This window comes from Corallococcus sp. AB011P (assembly GCF_003611605.1).
GTDB classification, from domain to species: Bacteria; Myxococcota; Myxococcia; order Myxococcales; family Myxococcaceae; genus Corallococcus; species Corallococcus coralloides.
The window spans coordinates 945,561-960,101 of the sequence record NZ_RAVX01000002.1; the positions used below are offsets into that span (position 1 = coordinate 945,561).

The 14,541-nt window shown below is 71.4% G+C and carries 11 protein-coding genes; 6 read left to right on the plus strand and 5 right to left on the minus strand.

What is annotated here, in order from left to right; genetic code table 11:
• The first annotated feature begins 44 nt into the window (after nucleotides 1–44).
• Nucleotides 45–2,651: a M1 family aminopeptidase gene (locus D7X30_RS09155; protein ID WP_120562442.1), complete on the plus strand. Its 2,607-nt coding sequence runs from the start codon at nucleotides 45–47 to the stop codon at nucleotides 2,649–2,651.
• Between the two features lie 12 nt (nucleotides 2,652–2,663).
• Here the strand turns inward: D7X30_RS09155 and D7X30_RS09160 are convergent, their stop codons facing one another.
• Nucleotides 2,664–3,392 carry an alpha/beta hydrolase gene (locus tag D7X30_RS09160; protein WP_120562443.1) on the minus strand — a complete coding sequence of 243 codons (729 nt, stop codon included), beginning with the start codon at nucleotides 3,390–3,392 and terminating at the stop codon, nucleotides 2,664–2,666.
• Nucleotides 3,393–3,617: 225 nt separating this feature from the next.
• Between D7X30_RS09160 and D7X30_RS09165 the strand changes: the two genes are divergently transcribed.
• Entirely contained in the window at nucleotides 3,618–5,561 is a 1,944-nt protein-coding gene (locus D7X30_RS09165) for a PAS domain S-box protein (protein ID WP_120562444.1), read from the plus strand.
• A 143-nt stretch (nucleotides 5,562–5,704) separates the two neighbouring features.
• The gene (locus D7X30_RS09170) at nucleotides 5,705–5,884 is read left to right on the plus strand and encodes a hypothetical protein (RefSeq protein WP_120562445.1); all 180 of its coding nucleotides are present in this window, start codon (nucleotides 5,705–5,707) and stop codon (nucleotides 5,882–5,884) included.
• Nucleotides 5,885–5,908: 24 nt separating this feature from the next.
• On the opposite strand, the gene D7X30_RS09175 is transcribed toward D7X30_RS09170, so the two are convergent.
• From D7X30_RS09175 to D7X30_RS09185, 3 genes are all read right to left on the minus strand, one after another.
• Nucleotides 5,909–6,439, minus strand: coding sequence for a TspO/MBR family protein (locus tag D7X30_RS09175; RefSeq protein WP_120562625.1), 531 nt, complete (start codon nucleotides 6,437–6,439; stop codon nucleotides 5,909–5,911).
• 96 nt (nucleotides 6,440–6,535) lie between these two features.
• Nucleotides 6,536–7,306, minus strand: a complete 771-nt coding sequence (locus D7X30_RS09180; protein ID WP_120562446.1) for a ferritin-like domain-containing protein — start codon at nucleotides 7,304–7,306, stop codon at nucleotides 6,536–6,538.
• Nucleotides 7,303–8,508: a hypothetical protein gene (locus D7X30_RS09185; protein WP_120562447.1), complete on the minus strand. Its 1,206-nt coding sequence runs from the start codon at nucleotides 8,506–8,508 to the stop codon at nucleotides 7,303–7,305. Before D7X30_RS09185 ends, D7X30_RS09180 begins: the two co-directional genes overlap by 4 nt.
• Before the next feature lie 282 nt (nucleotides 8,509–8,790).
• On the opposite strand from D7X30_RS09185, the gene D7X30_RS09190 reads away from it, so the two are divergent.
• From D7X30_RS09190 to D7X30_RS09200, 3 genes are read left to right on the plus strand one after another with little or no spacing between them, the layout of a single operon-like run.
• Nucleotides 8,791–11,106, plus strand: coding sequence for a CHASE2 domain-containing protein (locus D7X30_RS09190; protein ID WP_120562448.1), 2,316 nt, complete (start codon nucleotides 8,791–8,793; stop codon nucleotides 11,104–11,106).
• A gap of 27 nt (nucleotides 11,107–11,133) precedes the next feature.
• Entirely contained in the window at nucleotides 11,134–11,697 is a 564-nt protein-coding gene (locus tag D7X30_RS09195) for an SH3 domain-containing protein (protein ID WP_120562626.1), read from the plus strand.
• Nucleotides 11,697–12,674 carry a M48 family metallopeptidase gene (locus D7X30_RS09200; protein WP_233591471.1) on the plus strand — a complete coding sequence of 326 codons (978 nt, stop codon included), beginning with the start codon at nucleotides 11,697–11,699 and terminating at the stop codon, nucleotides 12,672–12,674. The genes D7X30_RS09195 and D7X30_RS09200 overlap by 1 nt, the downstream gene beginning before the upstream one ends.
• Before the next feature lie 10 nt (nucleotides 12,675–12,684).
• Here D7X30_RS09200 and D7X30_RS42730 read toward each other — a convergent pair whose 3' ends face one another.
• On the minus strand, nucleotides 12,685–14,541 hold the full coding sequence (locus D7X30_RS42730) for a hypothetical protein (protein ID WP_233591472.1): 1,857 nt from the start codon (nucleotides 14,539–14,541) through the stop codon (nucleotides 12,685–12,687).

The window sequence follows — 14,541 nt, forward strand, 5'->3', positions numbered from 1 at the left end:
CGGCTCGACCCCGGGGCGGGCTTGCGGAAGAGTCACCTTCCCCTATGCGCTGCTGCCACCGCCACGCCCCCGCCGCCGCCGGGTCCTCCGACCCGCATCCGTTCAGCCTCCCCGGCGCCACCGAGCACTACGCCGCGCCCCGCCCCGTGCGCGCCGAGCACGTGCGCATCGAGCTGGACCTGGACTTCGCCCAGCGCGCCCTGGCCGGCACCTGCACCACCCGCGTGTCCGCCGTCCGCACCGTGTCCACCGTCACCTTCGACGCCGTGGACCTGGACGTCACCGAGGCTCGCGTCGACGGCCGCTCCGTCCCCTTCTCCAACTCCGGCGCGCACGTGCGCGTGGAGCTGCCTCGCGCGCTCGACGCGGGCCAGGCGTGCGACATCGCGCTCACCTACCGCGCCCGCCCCCGCCGAGGCCTCTACTTCTGGGGCCCCGACGCGGGCTACCCCGACCGTCCGCTCCAGGCGTGGACGCAGGGCCAGGACATCGACGCGAGATGCTGGTTCCCCTGCCTGGACACGCCCGCGCAGAAGGCCACGTCGGAGGTCATCGCCACCTTCCCGGCGCACATGACGTCGCTGTCCAACGGCGTGCTCGTCAGCGACGTCACCACCGGCGAGCGGCGCACCCAGCACCACCGCATGGCACAGCCGCACGCGCCCTACCTCGTCACGCTGGTGGTGGGCGAGTTCGACGAGGCCACCGACACCGCCGGCACCACGCCGCTGCGCTACCTGTTCCCCAAGGGTCGCCGCGAGGACGCGCTCCGGTGCGTGGCGCGCACGCCAGGGATGATTGCCGCGTACGAATCCATCACCGGTGAGCCCTACCCGTGGAGCGGCTACGCGCAGGTGTTCGTCACGGAGTTCATCCTCGGCGGCATGGAGCACACCACCGCCACCACGCTGGTGGACACCGTGCTGCACGACGCGCGGGCGCACCTGGACTACAACGCCGAGCCGCTCATCTCCCACGAGCTGGCGCACCAGTGGTTCGGCGACCTGCTCACCTGCCGCGACTGGCCCCACGGCTGGCTCAACGAGGGCTTCGCCACCTACTTCGAGGTGCTCTGGAAGGAGCGCGGCGACAACCGGGACGAGGCCGACCACCACCGGGCGCTCGACCTGGAGGCCTACCTCTCCGAGACGCGCGAGCGCTACGCGCGCCCCATCGTCGCCCGGAAGTTCCAGGCGCCCATGGACCTGTTCGACCGCCACCTCTACGAGAAGGGCGGACTGGTGCTCCACGAGCTGCGCCGCCGCGTGGGGGATGACCTCTTCGTGCGCGCCCTGCGCCACTACGTCGCGTCCCACCGCCACGGCGTGGTGGAGACGGTGGACCTGGCGCGCGCCTTCGAGGAGGCCACCGGTCACAACCTGGACCCTGTCTTCGACCAGTACGTCTTCTCCCCCGGCCACCCGGAGCTGAAGGTGGAGGTCCGCTACGAGGCGGACGACGCGCGCCTGCGCATCACCGTGCGCCAGACGCAGCGCACGGACTCGGGCACGCCTGTCTTCCGCCTCCCGCTGGAGGTGGCCGTCATGGTGAACGGCGAGGACACGCGCCACCGGTTGGAGCTCACGGACGCGGAGCACCGCTTCCACCTGCCCTGCCCCGCCGCGCCCACGCAGGTGCGCGTGGATCCTCGCCGCGACGTGCTGGGCACGCTGGACGTGGACAAGGCCGTGGGGCTGTGGCGCGAGGAGCTGGCGAATGCCCCGGAGGCCCGCGCGCGCACGGAGGCCGCGCACGCGCTGGGGAAGGACGGAGGCCTGCGGTCGGTGGAGGCGCTGGGCCGCGCGCTGAAGGACGCGAAGCGGTTCTGGGCCACCCGCGCCGCGTGCGCGAAGGCGCTGGGCCGCATCCGCACGCCGGAGGCCCGCGCGCTGCTGTTGGACGCGGTCGCCACCGAACACCCGCGCGTGCGCCGCGCCGTCGTCGCCGCGCTGGGCGAGTTCCGCCACGACGTGGAGGCGGCCGGGAGCCTGCGCGCGCTGCTGAAGGCCGGAGACGCCAGCTACTTCGTGGAGGCGGAGGCCGCGCGGGCACTGGGTCGCGTGCGCGCGCCGGATGCACTGCCGCTGCTGGAGGCCGCCGCCGCGAGGCCGTCGTTCCAGGATGTCATTGGCGCGGGCGCGATGGACGGGCTCGCGGAGACGCAGGACCCCGCCGCGTTCCCGGTGGCCGTGGCACGCACCGCGTACGGCCAGCCCGCGTTCCTGCGCCGCGCGGCCGTGAGCACCGTGGCGAAGCTGGCGGAGGTGGCGAACCGCAAGCGCGAAGCGGTGGACCTGTTCGCGCAGCTATTGCGTGACCCGCAGTTCCGCGTGCAACTGGCGGTCTGCGACGCGGCCTCCACGCTGGGCGACCGCCGCCTGCTGCCCGCGCTGGAGGGCACGACCTTCAGCGACCCGCGCACACGCCGCTATGCCCGCGAAGCCGTGCGCGCCCTGCGCGAAGGCGCGCCCCAGGCCCGTGAAGTCGCGTCGCTGCGCGAGGAACTGGACGCGCTCAAGCAGGAGACACGCACCCTGCGCGAGAAGCTGGAGACGCTCACGCTCAACGCGCAGCCGGCTGCCCCCGCGCGGAAGCCCGTGCGCAAGCAAGCGGCGAAGCGCGGCCGGACGCAGCCCAAGCGCCGACGCTAGGCAGCCACGACTTCAGTCGGCCCGCCCCTGCAACGACTGGCGCAGGAACGCGCGCCAGTCCTCGAGCAACGCGGGCGACACGTCGTGGCCCAGGTCCGGGTAGGTCCTCACGTCGATGGGGACGCCCCGGCCCTTCAGCGCCTCAACCCGTTCGCGCGTGTGCTGCACGGGGATGATGGCGTCCTGCTCTCCCTGGAGCACCAGCACCTTCCGCGACACAGGCGGCTCCTGTCCCGGGTCACCCAGCAGCCGCGTCCCCATGGGCACCGCCGCGTCCACCAGCTCCGGGTGCCGGATGGCCAGCATCCACGCCAGGTCTCCCCCGTAGGAGAACCCCGTCACCACGACGCGGCGGAGCTCCGGATGCGCCGCCCGGACCTCGCGGATCAACTCCGCGAGCCGCTCCGCCATGCGCTCCACGTCCTCCGTCTTCCCCTCCCACGTCTTCTCCTCGTGGTCGGCCTGGAACCACGTGAAGCCGTCGCGGCGAGGCCTCGGGCCCTGGGGCAGCAGCGTGCGCACCGGGATGCCCAGCGACTGGATGGGCTCATCCCAGAACGCGGGCGTGGAACCGGAGAAGTGCAGCGCCACGAGCAGCGCCTCGGGCTTCGGAGCGCCCACCGCCTCGCTCTTGTAGACGAGCGGGCTCGGCACCGTCGGTGGCGCGCCCCGGGTGCCGGCACAGCCCATCCCCAGCAATGACACGGCGAGCAGCACGGCGGCGGTCCGGGATTCGCGCATGCTCTCTCCTGTACCCGCCCGCTCGCCCGGCCTCCAGGGGCGCTGTCAGCGTCCTGCCCTCCGGCTTCACCGCGCCGCTCCGGCCCACAGTGTGTACCTGTAGTCAAAGGGAACGCGCACGGGCGCCAAGACGCGCGCCCGCCAACGCCGGGGAGACCCCACCTCCCGGCAGGGCCGGCCACGCGGCGGAAAAGGACGCGTGCCGGTTCCCACCAGGAGCGAAGCATGGCCGGAGGAGCCGCACGGGAGCTGGAAGCCATCTTGGACGCCGCGGTGGACCCCATCATCGCGTGCGGCCCGGATGAGTTCATCCTGCACGTCAACGCGGCGACGGAGCGGCTGCTGGGCTGGGACCGCGAGCAGCTCGTGGGCAGGCCCATCACCGACCTCTTCCCGCCTCGCCTGCACCACTTCCACGGCCTCAGCCTGCCGCGCTACCTGCTGTCGCGCCGCAAGGCGCTCGGCGGGCGGCCCACGCGCGTCTTCGCCCGGCGGCGGGACGGCGTGGAGCTGCAGGTGGAAGTCACCGTGGGCGCCACCGGCCTGGACGGAGATGAGCGCATCGTCTTCACGCTGCGCCGGATGCACGAGGTCATCGACTCGCTGGAGGAGCCGGTGGAGCACATCCCCGGCGGCCCCGGCGCGGCCTCGCATCAGGAGACGGTGGACCGGCTCTACCGGCTGCTCGTGGAGAACGCGCCCCTGGGCATCTTCCACTTCGACCGCAACCCCGTCATCACCGCGTGCAATGACCTCTTCTCGAGCCTCATCGGCACGTCGAAGCGCAACCTGGTGGGCCTGCACCTCCTCACGCTGCGCGACGAGCGCATCATGACCTGCGTGCGCGAGTCACTGGCCGGCCGCCCCTGCGACTACGAAGGCGACTACCGCTCGCTCACCACCGGCAAGGTGACGCCCGTGCGCGTGCGCTTCGCCCCCTGCTACGCCGAGGACGGCAGCGTGGAGGGCGGCGTCGGCATCGTGGAGGACATCACCGAGCGCCGCCGTGTGGAGGCCGAGCGCGAGGAGAACATGGCCCAGCTGGACCTGCTCGTGCGCAGCGCGCCGGTGGGCATCGGCTTCCTGGACACGAACCTGCGCTACGTGCGCGTCAACGAAACGCTCGCGCGCATCAACGGCATCCCGGCGGAGGACCACCCGGGCCACACGCTGCCGGAGCTGCTCGGAGAGCCGGGCGCCATCGCGGAGCAGGGACCCCGCTACGTGCTGCGCACCGGTGAGCCCATGGTGGGCCAGGAGACCACCTCCGACGAGGACCTGGGCGTCCCCGGCCCCCGGCGCTGCTTCCGGGGCAGCTTCTATCCCGTGCGCACCCCCGACGGCCGCGTCCTGGGCGTGGGTGTCCTCATCGAGGACATCACCGAGCGCAGGCGCGCGGAAGAAGAGCGCGCGCACCTGTACCGCGAGGCCCAGGAGGCCGTCCGCGTGCGCGACGACTTCCTCTCCATCGCGAGCCACGAATTGAAGACGCCGCTGACGCCCCTGAGCCTGCGCCTGGCCACGCTGGAGCGCCGCCTGGAGCGCGGCGAGAACCTGGACCCCAGCGTGCTGCGCCACGCACGCCACCAGCTCACGCGCCTCACCGGCCTCATCAACGACCTGCTGGACGCCTCGCGCATCGAGGCCGGCCGGCTGGCCCTGCATCCGGAGGCCACCCGCTTCGACCTGCTGGTGGAGCAAACGCTCGCCGGCATGGAAGGCCAGAAGGGCAACCACACCTTCGACTTCGAATCCCCCCGAGAGCCCATCTCCGTCCACGGCGACACGTTCCGGCTGGAGCAGGTCGTCTCCAACCTGCTGGAGAACGCGCTCAAGTACAGCCCGGACGGCGGCACCATCCGCGTGCGGCTGTCCCAGACGGACGACGTCGCGGTGCTGTCCGTGACGGACCCGGGCATCGGCATCCCGGAGGACCAGCAGCAGCAACTCTTCGACCGCTACTTCCGCGCGCGCAACGCCTCCACCCGCTCCTACGGCGGACTGGGCCTGGGCCTCTACATCAGCCGCGACATCGTGGAGCGCCACGGCGGCCGCATCTGGGTGGAGAGCGTTCCGGGCCGGGGGTCCACCTTCTACGTCGCGCTGCCGACACTCGCCTCCGTGCGGCCCGCCCTCCCGCAGGTGTGGCCTGATCGCCACTTCCACTGAAGCCGCGATCGCCCCCTGCCTGAAAGAACTTCAGCCCCGCCTCTCCGCCCCGGACGAAGGCTGCATGCAAGGGGCTGGAATCCCACGCTTCCCAGCCCTGGCACGCCCCCTGCTCATAGGGGCGCACGGGAGGGAGAAGACCCATGGAAAACATGACGATGACGAGCGAGTCCCCTGTCAGCCAGGACAACGAGGGGTGGATTGTCCGGGTGAAGGTCGGCGGACGCATCCAGGAGGTGCGCTGCACCTCGGAGGACCAGGCGCGCTACTTCGCCGCCGTGCTGGCCTTCAACGCGGCCCGCCCCTCGCGCATGCGCAACTGACGCGCGAGGAGAGAGCGCCCGGCGTCAGGCATTGCGCCGGGCGATGTCGGTCGACAGCACGTTGGCGAAGGACACCCAGCCCAGATACGGGGCCATGAACCACGGCGCCTTGCGGTCCACGCGGCTGGCGGCGGCGGTATACGCCGCGATGCTGCCCAAGAGGGCCCAGTTCTCCACCGCCGCGGCCTTGAGCTGGCGCTTGCGGAAGAACAGGTGGGACCACGCGGCGTTGAGCCCCAGCTGCATGAACCACAGGCCCAGCGCGCGCGAGCGCTCCGCTCCCGCGGGTGAGCCCCAGATGCGCCAGCCGGAGACGGCGATGAGCCCGTAGAGCGCCGTCCACACCGGCCCGAAGGCCTGCCGCGGCGGCTGGTAGGGCGGCTTCTTCAAGTGCTTGTACCAGCGGCCCTCCACGGCCTCGCGGGTGCTGCGCGCGTTGAGGAAGACCGCGCCCGCGGTGAGCGCACTGAAGGCACCCAGCGCCACCAGCGATTCACGGTTGAGCGTGGCGTTGTGTTCCAGGCCCTCGGAGCCTCCCAGCTCGCTGAGCTGCATGTCGTTCCTCCCGGACGTGACGAAGCCGTCGTGCGAGCCCACAAGCTGTGTCCTCGCACAACGGCCTGCCATGTCCGCCTGCCTGCCCGGCTGTCCTCAGGGCTGCGCGGGGACGGCCGCGGAGTCCATGGACGCGCGCGCCTCCGTGGCCACGCCCGCCGCCAGCCAGCCCTTCACCAGCGCCAGGTGTTCCGCCTCCGCGTCCAGCGCCAGCGTGAAGCGGTCCGCGAGCGAGTCATGGCCCAGGCCGCGCGCCAGGTCGATGAGCAGCTCCCAGCTCGCGTTGTCCGTCAGCTCCGCCACCAGCAGCGCCTGCATGGCCTGCCGCAGGTTGGTGCGCGCGTCGGAGATGGCCGCGGGCACGCCCATGGAGATGACCGAGGTGAGGTCCGCCGACGGCGTCATCGCCGTGGGGTCCGCGCCCAGCTTCTCCATGGCCTCCATCAGGAGCGCGAAGTGGCTGAGCTCGTCCTCGAGGATCTTCGTGAGCAGCTCCCGCGACGGTCCGCCCTCCCAGCTGCCGAAGACCTCCAGCTTGGAGAGCGCGCCCTCGTAGAGCCGGACGCCGCTGCGCTCGAAGGCGAGCCGCTCCCCCAGCTTGTCGATGAGCACGGTGGGCTTGCCGCCCTTGAGCATGTCCACCGCGGTCTTCGCCATGCCCTTGAGGCTCGCGGGCGGTGGCACGCTGCCCAGGCCGTCCGCGGCTTCGCGTGTGTATTGCTTGCGCACCTCCGCGATGGCCCGCGCGTCGCCCGGGCTGCTGGGCTCGGCCTTCCGCGCCTGGGCGATGATGTCCTTGCTGTCGATGGGCGACGTCTTGATGCCGGTGCGGTTCGCGCCGACGTCGGCGATGTTTTCCTTGCTCATTGCAGCCTCCTCCCCTCGAGCACCGAGCCCATGCGCTCCGCCTTCGCGGCGAGCTCCGTGCCCGGCCTCCATTTGTATCCAGCCGCCGCCGTCTCCGAGGGCGACCCTTCCGAGTTCAGCTGGGACTGGTACACGAGCGTGCGGTGACCCGGCGGCAGCCGCGACTTGTCCACGTACTCGGTGCCGTCGGAGCGCATGTCCACCTCCTGCGAGAGGACCTTGCGCACGAACTCGCGGTGCTCCTTGAACGCGATGGGCTCCGGCAGCGTGCGGGGCAGCACCTCCGCGGGGTCACGCTTCTCCAGGGTCTTGAACAGCTCCATCACGTAGTGGAGGTGTCCCAGCTCGTAGTCCACGAACCGCTGCCACACCTCCTTGATGCGCGGGTTCGTTTCGTACGCGAGGCACGAGGAGTAGTTGTAGACCTCCATGGCCTCGTGGAGCATCCACTTCTCCAGCAGGGACTCGCCGGGGTCCATCAGCGAGCCGTACTGGGTGACGTGCTGCTCCTCGATGGAGGCGATCTCCGCGTAGAGCTGCCGCGCGACGGGGTCCGCGAACGTGGGGCCCACGGTCATGTAGTAGTCGTGCGTCTGGAACTCGGCCGCGGTGATGGTCATCGCGTGCAGCTTGGACAGCGGATCCGCGGCCTTGCGGTCATACGGGCGGCGCAGGTCATCCAGCGGATGGCGGTGCTCCACGGCCGTGGGGCGGCCCGGGATGATGTCCGTATAGGACTGGGTGATGTTGTTGGGGTCCTGGCCCTCCAGCCGGTCATAGAGCGCGGAGTAGCGGTACAGGTGGTCGAAGTCCTCCAGCATCCCGAACCGGTACGTCTGGGCCAGATAGGGGTCGGGCTCGTGGATGGCCACGCTGGCCGTGACTTCAATGGCGAGCTGCTCGAAGCCGAGCGTGGTTTCGATGACCTTCTGGTCCGGCGGCGTGAGCCAGTTCACCAGCGTCTGCTGGTGGTGCTCCGCGCGGCGCACCAGCGCCAGGTGCGGGCGCAGCTCCAGGCTGAGCCGCGCGAAGATGTGCTTCATGCGCAGGGCATCCGCTTCGATGCCGTTCATCAGGATGACACGCGTCCGGGTGAACGCGTCGTCGTCCATCTTGCTGTAGGGCCGCCGCACGAGGTCCTTCCAGGTGAAGGACTGGCGCTCCACGGGGACGCCTTTTTCTTTGAACAGGTCCAGGGCCACGGGGTGACTCCTTCAGGGCAGGGACAGGGCATTGAAACGCGGGCGGTGGGCTTCACCGCCTCGGGTCCCATGGGCATGAAGGTTGGGGGCCTTCATCCAACGGCAACAGACGTGCAGGCGTCGGCCGGCGGACGCCAGGGGCTGCGACGGCTCGCAGGGCCGCCTGCTTCACGGGCCTCTCCGGCTCCTCCTGGCTGAAGGACCCGTTGTATCGGCCCTCCCGCGTGCCTGGGGACTGCTTCCCGGAGTAGCGTCGCGCCGTCGACCTCGTGGGGAGGGGCCGTGGCGGGTGAGACGTGGAAGATGATCCAGGAGCGCTGGCGCCATCACGGACGCGTGATGATGGGGATCGCGCTGATGGCCACACTCGCCGCGTGGGCGTGCGAGTGGGCGGAGGTCCTCAAGAGCACGGAGCACATCGCCTACGACGAGGCCCTGGTCCGGTTCACTGGCGGCCGGAAAGAATCGAAGCAGGTGGTCGTGGTGGCCATCGACCAGAGCACCATCGATGCCATCAGCCGAAACTCGCAGCTTCAGATCAACTTCGGCAACTGGCCGTACACGCGCACGCTGTGGGCGCGTATCGCGCAGGAGCTGAAGGCCGCGGGAGCCAGGGCCGTGCTGTTCGACGCGGTGATGGACGAGCGGACGGCCGACGAGTCCGCCGACCTTGGCTTCGCGCAGGTGCTGCGTGAGACCGGCCTCCCCTTCTACCTGGGCATGGCGAGCAGCGGCACGGCGGAGCCGCTCGCTCGCGCGGACTTCTCGGCCCCCGTGCCGCTGACCGCTCCAGAGGCTGCTCCCGCCAGCCCTCCGGAGGACGACTCCTTCCCCGAGGAGTTCGAGGACGCACCCACCCCGGCCACGCCCGTGCTGGCGCCCGAGGCCCTGGCGCGGGCGCTCGCCTTCCCCGCGAGCCGAACAGATGGAGATCCGTTGCCCGCGCTTCCGCCAGGGCGCTACCCGGTGCCTCCGACGTCCGCGCTGGTGGGCGCGGTGAACGGGTTCGGCCTGGTGGAGACGGAGGCGGACGGGGACGGCTCCATCCGCCGCACGCGCTTCGCGTACACGGACGGCACCAACACCTACGTGACGCTGCCGGTGCGCATGATGGCGGACCTGCTGGGTGCGAAGGAGGTCACGTTCTCCGGCCGCACCCTCCGCATTGGCGAGCGCACGTGGCACGTGGACCCGGACGGCTTCGCCGCGCTGGACTACGGAGGCCCGCTGGACGAGCGCTTCCCGCCGGTGCCCCTCATCCGGGTGCTGAAAGATTGGATCCACCGCTCCAGGGGCGAAGACCTGGAGCTGCCCGCGGACACCTTCCAGGACAAGGTTGTCGTCATCGGCGGCACGTCGGTGGGCCTCAACGACATCAAGGCCACGCCCTTCTCCTCCACGCAGCCTGGTCTGGTGAAGCAGGCCACGGTGGTGGACACACTGCTGTCGGGAACGTTCATCACCCGCACGCCCCTGGTCGTGGACCTGGGCCTGACGTTCTTCGTGGCCCTGCTGTCCGCGGTGCTCCTCATGACGGCGCGCTGGACGCCGCTGGAGGTGGCCTGGCCGGTGGCGCTGGTGGTGGGACTGCACGTGCTCACCGGCATGCTGCTCAAGACGGCGCACACGCACGTGCTGATGGCGATGCCCGCGCTGGCGGGCGTGGGCGCGAGCGTGGCGGCGCTGGCGTTCAACCACCTGGTGGCCAACCGCGAGACGCAGTTCATCCGGCAGGCGTTCAACCGCTTCATGGAGCCGAAGCTGGTGGAGCAGATGATCCGCTCGCGGCAACTGCCGCGCCTGGATGGGGAGAACAAGGAGATCACCGCGTTCTTCAGCGACATCCGCGGCTTCTCCACCTTCAGCGAGCGCTTCAAGGAGGACCCGCGCCAGCTGGTGCGCATCCTCAACACGTACCTCACGACGGTGAGCGGGGCGCTGCTGCGCGAGGGCGGGTGCCTGGACAAGTACATCGGCGACGCGGTGGTGTGCCTCTTCGGCGCGCCCATGGCCCAGGAGGACCACGCCGTGCGCGCGTGCCGGGGCGCCCTGGCGGCGAAGGCGGCGGTGGAGGCGCTGCGCGTGGACTTCCGCGAGAAGGGGTTCCCGGACGTGTACACGCGCATCGGCGTGAACAGCGCGGTGAACTTCGTGGGCAACTTCGGCAGCGACCAGCTCTTCAGCTACACGGCCATTGGCGACGGCATGAACCTGGCCGCGCGCCTGGAGGGCGCGAACAAGGCCTACGGGTCGGTCATCATGATTGGCCCGCGCACGTACGAACTGGCGCGCGAGCACATCGAGGTGCGCGAGCTGGACCGGGTACGGGTGGCGGGCAAGACGGAGGCCGTCACGGTGTACGAGCTGCTCGCGCTCAAGGGACAGCTGGACGCGTCCACCCAGCACACGGTGGCGCGATACCACGAGGCCCTGGGGCTGTACCGCGAGGCCCGCTTCGCGGAGGCCGCGGCGGTGCTGGAGGCGGAGGCCGCTCGGTCGCCGGAGGACGGGCCCACGGCGAAGCTGCTGGAGCGCTGCCGCGAATACATGGAGACGCCTCCGGAGAAGTTCGATGGCGTCGCGAATCTGGAGAAGTGACGGCGTATCAGGGTGGGGAGGATGACGATGAGACGATGGACCTGGGGCATCGTGCTGCTGGCGCTGGGGCTGCCGGCGACGGCCGCGTGGGCGGTGAAGAAGGACGAGAAGCTCTACGTGAAGGCGCGCAACACGCGCGTCCTCAAGAGCGCGGTGCCCACGGCGGACGTGGTGGCGGTGCTCCAACCCGGGCAGCAGGTGACGTGGAAGGGCGCGGACCCGAAGAACGCTCAGTGGCACCAGGTGACGGAGCCCGGAGGCAAGGCCGGCTACGTGTTCCAGACGAACCTGTCCACGAAGCCGCCCGACATGGAGCTGGTGTCCAAGGACGGCAAGACGCGCACCATCGACCCTGCCGCCTTCGTGTCCAGCGGCGCGGCGGTGAAGGCGCTGAGCCCCGGCGCGGAGAAGTACGGCAAGGAGAAGGGCGGCGACTACGCGGTCGCGGTGTCGCAAATCAAGGCGCTGGAGGCCCTGGCCCTCAAGGTCACGCCCGTGGAAATCGACGCGCACGTGAAGCAGGCCGGGCTGTTCCCGGTGGTGGCGCCCAACACGAAGCTGGGTCCCCAGGCGAAGAAGGCGGTGAAGTGATGCGCTCGCGCATGGGGATGCTGGCGGCGGCGGGCCTGGGGCTGTGCCTCACGTCCTGTTCCCAGATGGCGAAGGGCCTGAGGGCCGCGAACCTGGGCGAGGACGCGAACCGGGTGGCGGCCGCGGCGGAGAAGGTGCAGTCCTGCGACAAGCTGAAGGTGGAGCCCGCCATCCAGGAGGAGTACGCGCTGGGCAGCGCGCTGGCCATCCACTGGGCGCAGCAGGGCGGCGGGCTGATGCTGTCGGGCGCGGCGGAGGAGAAGCTGAACACCTACGTCAACACGGTGGGCCGCAACCTGGCGATGCAGTCCCCCCGGCCGGAGCTGCGCTGGACGTTCGGCGTGCTCAAGGACACGAAGCGCTTCAACGCCCTGTCCGCGCCCGCGGGCTACGTGTTCGTCACGCACGGGCTGCTCCAGGGCGTGGAGAACGAGGCGCAGCTCGCGGGCGTGCTGGCGCATGAGATTGCCCACGTCGTGCTCAAGCACGCGCTGCACCAGTACGTCTCCGTGAAGGTGAGCACTTGCAAGGGCGCCGCGGTGACGGGCGCCGTGGTGTCGAAGCTGAAGAGCGCGAGCCAGCTGGACGGCCGGCTGGACCTGGACTCGGACACGGGGCTGATGGGGGAGATGGTCGAAGGGACCGTGGACGCCTTCGGCAAGGGCAACCGCAAGGACGAGGAGCTGGCGGCGGACACGCTCGCGGTGGAGCTGCTGCTGTCCGCGGGCTACGACCCCAGGGAGTTCTCGCGGCTGCTCGAGCGGACGTCCGGGGGCGGCGGCTTCTGGGAGAACCACCCGAAGAAGGAGGAGCGCCAGGAGCGGATCGCCGACCTGCTCCAGGGGCGGCGGGAGAACGCGGATCCGCTCGCGCGGGTGGACGTCGCGTCGCTCCAGCGCCCTGCCCTGCCCGCGTCCTTCACCGCCACCGTGGGGCCCGGGAAGAAGCCCACGGGCGTGGCGAAGGACGCGAAGTAGGCGAAGGCCTTCAGCGCACCGTGGCCTGGCTCAAGGCGCGGTGCACGGACTCCAGGGCCTTGCGCGCCTCCAGCAGCTCGGCGCGCTCGGCGGTGAGGGACGCGACCTGCTGGGCCAGCACGTCGCGCTCGCCCTGGAGCGTCTCCACGGCGCGGCGCAGGGAGGAGGACTCGTCCTTGGCGCCTTCCAGTTCCACGGCGAGGCGCTCCTCTTCCGCCAGGCTGTCGGCCAGGGCCAGCTTGCCCTTCGTGACGACCTGCTCCAGCGCTTCGTGCTCCTTCGCGGCGGCCTGGAGGGCCTGACGGGACTCCTGGAGGGACAGGAGCGCTTCGTCGCGCTCGCCTTCCAGGGAGGCCAGCTCGCGCTCCAGGTCGGCGAGCAGCTTCACGCGGCCCTCCATCTCCGCGGACAGGCGGCGGGCCTCGTCCATGCGCAGGCGGGCCTCCTCGGTGGCCTTCTCCGCCTGACGGCGGGCGACCTCGAGGTCCTGGGTGAGCGTGAGGTTGGCCGCCTTGACCTTGGTGAGCTCCGCCTGGAGGTGGGTGATGCGCTCCACGGCGCGCTGGCCGGCTTCCGCGACGGTTGCGGGCAGCGGCTCCGGGCGCGGGTTCTCGCGCACGGCCTTGAGGCGGGCCTTGAGCTTCTCACGGCGGGATTCGGAGTCGTCCTCGCGGGGAGGCGCGGGCGTCTGCACCTCGACGGGGGCGGGCGCGGCTTCCTGTCGGGCCACCGTCTCGGTGGTGGTGACGGTGGAGGCCTGGACGGCAGCGTACGTCGTCATGGGCTCGGCCTCGGAAGGCATGCGGAGGGCCTGAACGCCCATCCGTCCATCGAACTGTACTCCGGGAGGCGGGCCCGCGAAGGTGACCGGGGCGCCCCGGGGGGCTTCCGCCTGCGCCATCGCCGGTGGCGGCGAGGCGAACGTGACCGGCGCGCCCCGAGTGTCGGCGCGAGGGGCTTCGGCGTACACAGCCGGGCCCGCGACGGGCGCGCGAGCGGCTTCGGCGTGCGGCGCCATGTTCGCGACAGGCGCGCGGGCATCAGCCTGGGGAGGCACCGGCGCGGAGGCGGCTCCCCCGTGCGTCGCGGCCTGCGGCTCCATGCGGGTCACTTCGCCGCGCAGCGCCTCGGTGTGCGTCACGGAGTGGGCCAGGGGCGCCACGCGCGTCGCGTCCACGTGCGTGGCGGCCTCCGGACGCGCCGTCAGCGCATCCCAGCGCGCGGCGGCGGGCGGGGGCGGCTCCACGTGCGTGGGCGTCGGCTCGGCGCCCAGGGGCTCCTGGCCGAAGGCCTCCACCGCGGCCTCCCGCTGCTGCGCGACGGACACGTTCCACGCGGACGCGGCGACGGCCTCCGCCACCTCGCGGTGCGACACCGGCGACACCGCGTCCGCGTCCCAGACGGACTCCTCGGGCGCGGACTCCTGCGCCACGGTCCAGCCGGGCGCGGTCTCCTGCGAGTCAGCGTCCAGCCACGGCGCGGGCGGAGCCTCTTCCTCCTCGCGGCGCGCCTCCGGGGACACCAGCGCGGACAGCGCGTGGGACACCGGCGAGAACGAGGGCGCCGTCACCGCCGGCAGCCCCTGCGCGGCCTGGGGCGGCGCGGTGTGCCTGGGCGGGGCGTTCAGCGCGGCCTCCATCGCCTCGGCGGCGGTGGGGCGCGGGCCGGCGCGGCGTTCGATGCGCGAGCGCACCTCGGAGGACAGGTCCGGCGCTTCCGCGACGGGCGCAGGCGCTTCCGGCGCGGTGGGCTCCGGCGTGGCGGCGGCGGTCCCCGTGGGGTCGGCCGGGTCGAGGGCACCCGTCAGCGCCCCCAGGCGGAGGCGCGGCTTCGCGCGGGACACGTTCTGTTCGAAGGCTTTCTTCAT

Excerpts from the sequence above, each read along its gene's own strand:
- D7X30_RS09155 (WP_120562442.1), top strand. The coding sequence starts at position 45 with ATGCGCTGCTGCCACCGCCACGCCCCCGCCGCCGCCGGGTCCTCCGAC.
- D7X30_RS09160 (WP_120562443.1), bottom strand. The coding sequence starts at position 3,392 with ATGCGCGAATCCCGGACCGCCGCCGTGCTGCTCGCCGTGTCATTGCTG.
- D7X30_RS09165 (WP_120562444.1), top strand. The coding sequence starts at position 3,618 with ATGGCCGGAGGAGCCGCACGGGAGCTGGAAGCCATCTTGGACGCCGCG.
- D7X30_RS09170 (WP_120562445.1), top strand. The coding sequence starts at position 5,705 with ATGGAAAACATGACGATGACGAGCGAGTCCCCTGTCAGCCAGGACAAC.
- D7X30_RS09175 (WP_120562625.1), bottom strand. The coding sequence starts at position 6,439 with ATGCAGCTCAGCGAGCTGGGAGGCTCCGAGGGCCTGGAACACAACGCC.
- D7X30_RS09180 (WP_120562446.1), bottom strand. The coding sequence starts at position 7,306 with ATGAGCAAGGAAAACATCGCCGACGTCGGCGCGAACCGCACCGGCATC.
- D7X30_RS09195 (WP_120562626.1), top strand. The coding sequence starts at position 11,134 with ATGAGACGATGGACCTGGGGCATCGTGCTGCTGGCGCTGGGGCTGCCG.
- D7X30_RS09200 (WP_233591471.1), top strand. The coding sequence starts at position 11,697 with ATGCGCTCGCGCATGGGGATGCTGGCGGCGGCGGGCCTGGGGCTGTGC.
- D7X30_RS42730 (WP_233591472.1), bottom strand. The coding sequence starts at position 14,541 with ATGAAGAAAGCCTTCGAACAGAACGTGTCCCGCGCGAAGCCGCGCCTC.